We start from the raw sequence: 8,664 nt of genomic DNA on the forward strand, positions 1-8,664 counted from the left end.
GGACATGAATAAAAGCTGAAACCCTTTTGTATTGTCCTATTGCCTATTGCCTATTGCCTGTTGCCTGTTGCCTGTTGCCTTGCGCGTAGCGCTATATGACTTTTGACTTTTGAAATTAGACTTTAGCAAAGAGTTCAGAATTCTTATTTTTTACCATAATTTTCCACATAGATTCCACAGCATTTCCACAAGCAAGTTCAATGTTTTCCACAGATTAAACAGGTTTTTCCACAGATTTCAACGACATCATCATACTCTTGCAAATGAATTGGGGATTTTGTTCAGTGGGTAGTAAACAGCTTCATATTAGTCGATTTTTATAAAGTTTTATTACAAAAAGTTCCCCGAAACACCGATTATTTCGTAAATCTTTTATTTATTGAAAGTCTGCTGTAACATTTCTCTACATTGACAACCATACCCCCCCTTAGTACACAATAGTGCGACATTAGTAGTTCAAAGTCAGTGGTTTGTGGCCATAACTAGGGACTATGAAGAAGAAAAAATATACAGAGAATCTTACTTAAACATGAACTTAAGCGTTAGTATTTTGGCCGAAATTCCTGAAGCACTCCATGAATCTCTTAAAACCTACTTAGAAACCCACCCTGACTGGGATCAAGACCGTGTATTTTCAGCAGCTTTGTCACTATTCCTGTTACAAAATGGAGATAGTGGTACACCAGAAACATCTCTTTGTTATCGGCAAGCTGCTAGAGTTTACCTAGAAACTCTTTTCCAACATCATGATATAAGCAGCATTTAGTGGTGCATATATTGAACCTCTCTTTGCTGCTGATACTAATGTATTCTAAATTACTAAATTTTTATGTAGTTTCAGCTCTACTTTCAGAGTAGGGCTATTTCACAGTTCGATACGGAGAATAATTTTCAAATACGAAGGTAATAGGGAGATAAAGTAGTAGTAAATATAAAATAAGTTTGCACTATTTTCAACTAATGCAAGTCTGAAACATTTTTCCACTACCTTAGCCTTAGTTAAATTTGAAACTAAAGTAGCTTATATAACAAAGCCATAGTTGAAGACTAAGACTTTAAACTTTTAAACTATAGTAGAACTAAATTTTTAGGAAAAAATGACTGAAGTTTTAGATGTCTTAGTTGTTGGCGCAGGTATTAGTGGGTTAAGTTTAGCCCATGCACTGACAAAATTAGGTAATAATTCCCCGTTAAAGATTTTAGTTGCAGAAAGCCAAAATCGAGTGGGGGGAAATATCACAACAGTTTCTTTAGGAGACTTTCTTTGGGAAGAAGGGCCAAATAGTTTTTCTCCGACACCGGAATTTTTAAAGTTGGCTGTAGATGTTGGCCTGAAGCAGGAGCTAGTTTTTGCCGATCGCAAACTGCCTCGCTATGTTTATTGGAATGGTCAATTATTACCAGTGCCCATGAGTCCAACAGCTATGCTACAGTCTAAATTACTGAGTGATGCTGGTAAGCTACGCGCTTTAGTTGGCGCTTTGGGTTTTGTCTCACCTGCCATTGGTAATTTATCAGGACAAGGAGGAGAAGAAACTGTATCCCAATTTTTCCAGAGACATCTTGGTCCTGAAGTAATGCAGCGACTGGTGGAACCTTTCGTTTCTGGTGTTTATGCAGGAGACCCTAGTCAACTGAGTGCTTCTGCTGCTTTTGCTAAAGTGGCTCGAATGGCTGACTTAGGTGGTGGACTTGTAGCTGGTGCTTTGCTGTCTGCTAAAAAAAATCGTAAGTTTAAGGTTGCTCCCGACCCTAATATTCCTAAGACTAAGACTGGTGAATTGGGTTCTTTTCGAGGTGGTTTGGAGGCATTACCAAAAGCGATCGCCTCTTATTTAGGAGAAGCAGTTAAATTAAATTGGCATCTTACTAATATTCGTCGGACTGAACAACAAACTTATATAGCAGAATTTTCTACTCCCAATGGTCCTGAGCAAATAGAAACTCGTACTATTTCCCTTTCTACTCCCGCTCGTGTTTGTGCAGAATTATTCAAAACTTTGCAACCGGAAATTGCTTCTATATTTAATGAATTTTATTATCCTCCTGTTGCCTGTGTAGTCTTGGCATATCCTGATACTTCTATCAAGGTTAAGATAGATGGCTTTGGTAATTTGATTCCTAGAGGTCAAGGTATCCGGACTCTTGGTAGTATTTGGTCTTCTACTTTATTTTCTGGTAGAACACCTCCAGGATGGCAAATTTTTACTAATTTTATTGGTGGTGCAACAGACCCGGAAATTGCGAACTTAGATAGTGAAGCGATAGTGCAACAGGTACATCAAGATCTTTGTCAAACTCTGTTAAAACAGAATGCTGAACAACCAAAAGTTCTTGCGGTGCATTTATGGTCTCGTGCTATTCCTCAATATAATTTAGGCCATAATTCTAAATTGGAGGAGATTAATAATGGCTTAAAATCTTTGCCTGGTCTATATCTGTGCAGTAATTATATTGGTGGTATAGCTTTGGGAGATTGTGTTCGCCGTGGCACAGAAGTAGCGACTGAAATTTATCAAGGTTTGCAGACTTGATATTCTAGAGTTTTAATTTCGATGAAACTAGTTCTTTGCTTCGACTGCTATAATTCTAATTTTTCTGTTTGTAAATACTAGAATTGAATGATTATTTTATTGATCTCAACGTTGGTTGAAAACCCGCGCTCTCCCAAAGGGGAGCGTCCTATGGGAAAATCAATCAATTTTGTGGTTTTGCCAATAGTGTGTTAGGATTAAATAAGGCTGCTGGGTTAGCAGTGTCTAGGGGAGGCGTCGGATTGGCGACGTACTGTGGAGCGCGCCTTTAGACCAGAAAGGGGGAAAGACCTTGGAGGCAGGTGCGTTAGAAGCAGAAAGGCCTAATCTGCGAGGTTTAGGAATGCCGCGACAACGCGGCATGCGCAACGTCGGGAGTATTTCAAATATACCAGAAGTAAGAAGGAAGAAGCAAAGGAAGAATTATCTTACGTTGTCTGAATTTTAAGCTTTTGATGGAAAAACGCGTGGTTAGTTTTGATTGTGGGTTCATAGATGCGGAGTGACTTCCGTGACAAAATTCTCTATCATTTACTTGATCGCTGATTCAATGGTCGAGGGATGCCAAGGTTTCCTCATTATCCCTCACACCCTTACCTCTGGTGAAATTATTTGTTCAAATCTATCTTTTTCCTTTTCCTTGACAATATTCTCCTTCTTATAAAACTATGTATGTATGACTATCAAAATCAAACATCAAGCTTATAGCCAATACCTCTAACAGTTTTGATCTTTGGAGAATTGTCATTATTATTCTCTAGTTTTTTACGTATTTGACCAATATGGACATCAACTACTCGCTCATCTCCCATATATTCATAATCCCAGACTTCTTGGATTAAATCTGATCGCTTCCAAGCACGGCCAGGTTTACCTGCTAGGCAGTATAATATATCAAATTCCAAGGCCGTCAAAGCAATTAATTCTCCATTAACTTTAACCTCTCTACCGTGAGGGTCAATTGTCAGACTTCCTAATTGTATACCTTCTGGCTGTGAGTTGGAAACTAATCTTTGACGTTTTAATATGGCTCCGACACGAGCGCCTAATTCTACTAAACCAAAAGGTTTTGTGATATAATCATCTGCACCCTCTTGAAAACCGTGTAATTTACTATCCTCATCTGCAAGACTGGTTAGCATTAGCACAAATACATTTGTATTACTTTGCATTTTTTTGCAAAGTTGAAATCCTGTTGTATCAGGCAAGTTTACATCTAACACTACTAGGTCTGGTGAAAATTTATTGAATAATTCTAGAGCTGTTTTACCATCTCCAGCAGACTCTACTTGATAGTTTTGTTGGCTCAAATACCGATGAATTAAAGTTCGGATGGCTGGGTCGTCATCAACCGCAAGGATCTTTACAGGGGCCATGACATAAATATCAGGATAAACTAAGTACGATATAAGTGACATACTCCCACACTAACCATTCGGTATAGTGTAAGCTCTCTCGCTTCACAGTCCTGCTATTGCATCGGACTCCACGAGCTTTAAGGACGGGATGCCCCGCCGCCCTTTTTGCAGATCGAAAAACTACGCGCCTAGCTTCGCGATCAGATTTTATGCTTACCGCCGATTCATTTCACATCAAATTGAAAATTATGGTGTGAGGCTTCTCCACGGTTTAGGTGACATACTCCCAAACTAAGCTGGGGCTATAGTTTGGGCTTCTCGTTTCGCTGCCCTGCCATTGCATCGGGCAAGCGCGTGCTTTAAGAACGGAATGCCCTGCCGCCCTATTTTTTATATTTATTGCCACATTTAAGTCGCGGTCTAACAATACCGCAATGTGGGTAAGAATGAGTTCGTATTTTTAATTTTTTATCGACTTTTTCCCCACAATTTGAGAAATCTTGGCTAGTATTTTAAGGATTCACAACTATAGTTTTCTGTCCAGCATTTTCGGCTTTGACAGTCAAAATCAACAGAAATTGACCCCATCCAGCATCGTTAATTGATTTACTCAAACGGGTCTTTGATAGTCCTTTAAATAGCACAAGGAAACTACTTATACCTACAACCAAACTTACCTAGACTATTATATCATAGCGACAGTAACTTACTGAAACTAAGACTCAGTCTGAGTTATAACAACAATCGACTAATTCGTAGATTTCATCTCTCTGCAGCAATAACACTATAACCTATAATTTTTATTTTTTTACTACAACATACTTAAAATTTTAGGTAACAAATCTCTAGGAATCTTGGTAAGAGCTACATTTTGCCCTTGTATTCCATACTTGTTATAAAATTTACGGATAGTCCTGACAATATAATTCACAGTAGTTTCTTTTCCTTGTACTACTTCATTATTAATGTTAGTTTGTTGCTCACCAGTATAAGCCAGTAAGTGATAATCCAAAGCTGATTCTAAATTACTCATTTGACTGTCTTTGTCTAATTTAATGTTGGCTTCTATGGCTATTTGATAATAAGCAAGTCCAATATTATTATAGGTGGCCAATAAATCAAAGGTAAGCTGAGAAGGAGAAAAATGTTGAGCTATACTAACAGCCTGGGAATAAGCAGCGATCGCTTGATGAAAAAATTGATTCCGTATTTGATGTTTTTCAAATTGGTTGGCCAAGTGCCAATAAGTAGTACCTAAGTTATTTTTTGTCGCAGCATAAGCAAGGGGAGCAATTTCTGGGGTTCGATATTTTAAAGCTTCTAAATAAGCATCAACAGCTTTTAACATCAAAGTTTCTGATAGCTCTTGTTGAAATTGAGCTAAATTCCAATAAGCTATGCCCAAGTTATTTTGAATCATTGCATAATTTAGAGGTTCAATTTCTGGGGTAAAGTAATCAATAGCTTTAGTATAAGCTGAAATTGCCCCTTGCAAGTGAGCCACTGCTTGAGTATATTGAGCCAAATTCCAATAAGCTGCACCTAAATTATTTAATGTCGAAGCATAATCTTGAGTATGAGTTACTGTATCTAAGTACAAGATTGCTTCTTGATAGGCCATAACTGATTTTTCCCAATTCTTTTCTGCTTCTTGATAATTAGCTAAATCTCCGTAAGCTAGACCTAAGTTTTTTTGTAATCTGGCATAAGTCTCTTTCTGAGATGGGTTAATCTCACCTATAGCCATTTGATATAAAATAATGCTTCGCTCTAAATAAACTAATGAATCAGACTTACTAGATTTGATTTGACGAGATAACATCCAGTAAAGAGTGGCAAGATCGTTAAAAATATCAAGAACAGGAATTTGGGATGGAGAAAATTGGCTCTTATTTCCTGTATCTTGAAATGTCCACTCAATTACCATTTCATAAGCACGAATGGCAATAATTAAACTTTGTTCTGATACTTCACCTGCTAAGACGCGATCGCGATGAAAGTCCCCTAAAGCTTGGTAAGCTATGGCTAGTTCTGGAGATGGATATTTGGACTTGTTTAAATCTTGAATCTGTTTGAGAATTTGAAACTGTTGTTTTTCTAGGGATGTTTTTTCTTCACCAGACTTTCTAGAAATTTCTGACCATACTAAATTTGCTAGTTCAACTAATTCCCACTTCAGCAGTGGCGTATTCTTCGGTTCTTGGTCAAGGCCAATTGGCAATTCTGGTAATTTTTGTGGAGCGGGGGGGAGAAGATGAACTGTCAGATTTTTTGATTCAACATCAATAGTAGTGTAAGACTTTTGTTCTAATGCCATTAATGGTCTTACAGTATTGATGGAAGGCGGGCTAATTTTTGGAGATAAGAAAGATTTAGAGGTTTGTTGATTTGGCAATGATGATTTATTTTTTCTAGGAGCTATAGGTGTGGGGTCTCCTTCAAATTCAAATATTCCTGTGTGCCAATGCCAAAATTCTGGGGCGGACTGTTTGATACTATTGAGCCAAGGTCGGTTAATCCAAAGTAATATACTGGATTCTAGGGTAGATAGATTTGTTTCTATTTTTTTGAGATTACTAATAAATGACCATTGAACTGTTGAAGGTTGTTTAGTTAAGCTTTCTACTCCAATAATTTGAAATCCTAATATTTGATATTCTTGTGTTTTTTGATATTCAGGATTTTCGGTAAACCATTGATTAATTTGAGTTACTGGATTAGGATTATTTAGATTTAAGTTGAGAGTAACAAATAAAAGATTTTTATTATTATTTGGCGTTTTTTCTGTGTAGTCAATAGTACTGGTTAAATCTACTTCTAAGTTTTCTACTAAGCTGTTTCTTAGTTGTTGATTATCGCATACAGCTATAAAAATTTGGCGACGTAGATTTAATGATAGAGCTTGTTTCAAGCGTTGATAGATTTGCCAGTTCAATTGAGAAATTGTTGTGGACCCAATGTCTATCACAGTTCTATTAGGGGGGGGATTTCAGTTATCAGTTATCAGTTATCAGTTATCAGTTATCAGTTATTAGTTATCAGTACCTCTGCAATAAGGAGACTTAACATCAGGAATATTCTCTTTTTTTATCTCCTTAAAAGGGGGAGACTTTAGACCAGAATCTTTCGGTAATAGAAAACCAGACTCTTGAAAATTCAAGAACCCGGTTAAGTCTTTAATAATTTTTACTTCAAAGCTTAAGCAGAAACAGAAAAAGCAACAAATACTAAGCTACCTACTAATACAGCTCCGAGAGTTCCTAAAACTAAATAGTTAACTTGTTGTTTTTCATCTGGAGCGTCCGCTTGATACATTTTTGGCTCTGCAGCAAAATTATTTAGGCGTCCACCCTCTTCTGTTGTATATGGCATGATTAAAAGTCCTTTATCTTTTTTTTATGTTTACCTAGCTTAACATAAATTTGGTGAATATAGGAAATTATTACTAGCTTTGAGCCGAATTAATTCTTCCAGTCAATGGTGAAGAGGCGATCGCATAATCTTTTTTGGGTATCCTTCCTGCTAAATAGGCCAAACGTCCCGCTTCTGTCGCCATTCCCATTGCTTTGGCCATCACTGATGGATTTTTAGCTAGAGCGATCGCTGAATTAATTAGTAAGGCATCTGCTCCCATTTCCATTGCTTGAGTTGCTTCACTGGGAGTACCAATTCCTGCATCTAATACCACGGGAACCTTAATATTGTCAATTATTATTTGAATATTAGCAGCATTTTGTATTCCCTGGCCAGAACCTATAGGAGAACCCAGGGGCATAACTGTGACACAACCAGCTTCTTCAAGTCTTTTGGCTAGTAGTGGGTCAGCATTAATGTAAGGTAAAACAGCAAAACCCTCTTTAATTAATTGTTCTGCTGCTTGTAATGTACCGATAGGGTCTGGGAGTAAATACTTAGGATCGGGAATAACTTCGAGCTTGACAAAATTATTATCTTCTTGACCCAATAATTTAGCCATTTCTCGTCCCAGTCTGGCAACTCTCACAGCATCTTCAGCAGTTTGACAACCTGCGGTATTTGGCAACATCCAGATTTTTGTCCAGTCTATAGCTTCTGCCAAACCTTCATGGCCAGGAGCTTGAGTTTGTACCCGTCGTACTGCTACAGTTACTATTTCACATCCACTAGCTTCTATACTTTGCTGCATTTTTTCTATGCTGGGATATTTACCTGTACCTGTCATTAGACGGGAGCTAAATTTTTTACCTGCGATAATTAGAGGTTGTTCTGGAGTTTGTGTAGTTAGTTTTTCTACTGTCTGCATTGTTTAATTTTGATATTTACAACTATTGTAAATTTTTTATTTCAATCCTAGTTTTGATGTTTATAGGAAGCTACAGAAGATGAAGATATTTCTGGTATTGCTTGTGGGGAAAATTCCTGAATACTCGGTCGCGCAGTGGAACGGATGTTCTATTGTCTCTGAGCAAAGAAATTTAGTTGAATAAAAAGTCATGCGTAGGGGCGAACGAACCCTTATAGTCTTTATGATATCACAAAAATTGTAAGAATGCAGCCAAAAATCATTTGACCCGCTGATTTTTTTTAGAGCTTCACAGAATGCAAAAGTTAGTTATTTTCCACTGAGGAGGTTTACAGATGGAAAGATTAGATTATAGGAAAAGCCAACGGATGTTCTATTGTCTCTGAGCAAGGAAATTTAGTTGAATAAAAAGTCATGCGTAGGGGCGAACGAACCCTTATAGTCTTTATGATATCACAAAAATTGTAAGAATGCAGCCAAAAATCATTTG

The 8,664-nt window shown here is 37.4% G+C and carries 6 protein-coding genes; 2 read left to right on the forward strand and 4 right to left on the reverse strand.

The features are described 5' to 3' along the window. Nucleotides 1-529: 529 nt before the first annotated feature. Nucleotides 530-766: a DUF2811 domain-containing protein gene (locus F6K13_RS07820; protein WP_124155209.1), complete on the forward strand. Its 237-nt coding sequence runs from the start codon at nt 530-532 to the stop codon at nt 764-766. 331 nt (nt 767-1,097) lie between these two features. Then, nucleotides 1,098-2,534: a protoporphyrinogen oxidase gene (gene hemG, locus F6K13_RS07825; RefSeq protein WP_124155207.1), complete on the forward strand. Its 1,437-nt coding sequence runs from the start codon at nt 1,098-1,100 to the stop codon at nt 2,532-2,534. A 689-nt stretch (nt 2,535-3,223) separates the two neighbouring features. On the opposite strand, the gene F6K13_RS07830 is transcribed toward hemG, so the two are convergent. The 4 genes from F6K13_RS07830 to F6K13_RS07850 all read right to left on the reverse strand — a co-directional run bounded on the left by F6K13_RS07830 (nt 3,224) and on the right by F6K13_RS07850 (nt 8,174). Further along, a complete protein-coding gene (locus tag F6K13_RS07830; RefSeq protein ID WP_124155208.1) occupies nt 3,224-3,910 on the reverse strand; it encodes a response regulator transcription factor in 687 nt (228 codons plus the stop codon). A gap of 793 nt (nt 3,911-4,703) precedes the next feature. Next, nucleotides 4,704-6,827 (reverse strand): tetratricopeptide repeat protein, encoded by a 2,124-nt coding sequence (locus F6K13_RS07840; protein WP_124155206.1) that lies wholly within the window; start codon nt 6,825-6,827, stop codon nt 4,704-4,706. Nucleotides 6,828-7,090: 263 nt separating this feature from the next. Further along, nucleotides 7,091-7,264 (reverse strand): photosystem II assembly protein Psb34, encoded by a 174-nt coding sequence (gene psb34, locus F6K13_RS07845; RefSeq protein WP_124155205.1) that lies wholly within the window; start codon nt 7,262-7,264, stop codon nt 7,091-7,093. A gap of 73 nt (nt 7,265-7,337) precedes the next feature. Beyond that, nucleotides 7,338-8,174 (reverse strand): thiazole synthase, encoded by an 837-nt coding sequence (locus F6K13_RS07850; RefSeq protein WP_124145781.1) that lies wholly within the window; start codon nt 8,172-8,174, stop codon nt 7,338-7,340. Nucleotides 8,175-8,664 lie beyond the last annotated feature (490 nt).

The organism is Okeania sp. SIO2B9 (assembly GCF_010672505.1).
Taxonomy (GTDB): Bacteria; Cyanobacteriota; Cyanobacteriia; order Cyanobacteriales; family Microcoleaceae; genus Okeania; species Okeania hirsuta.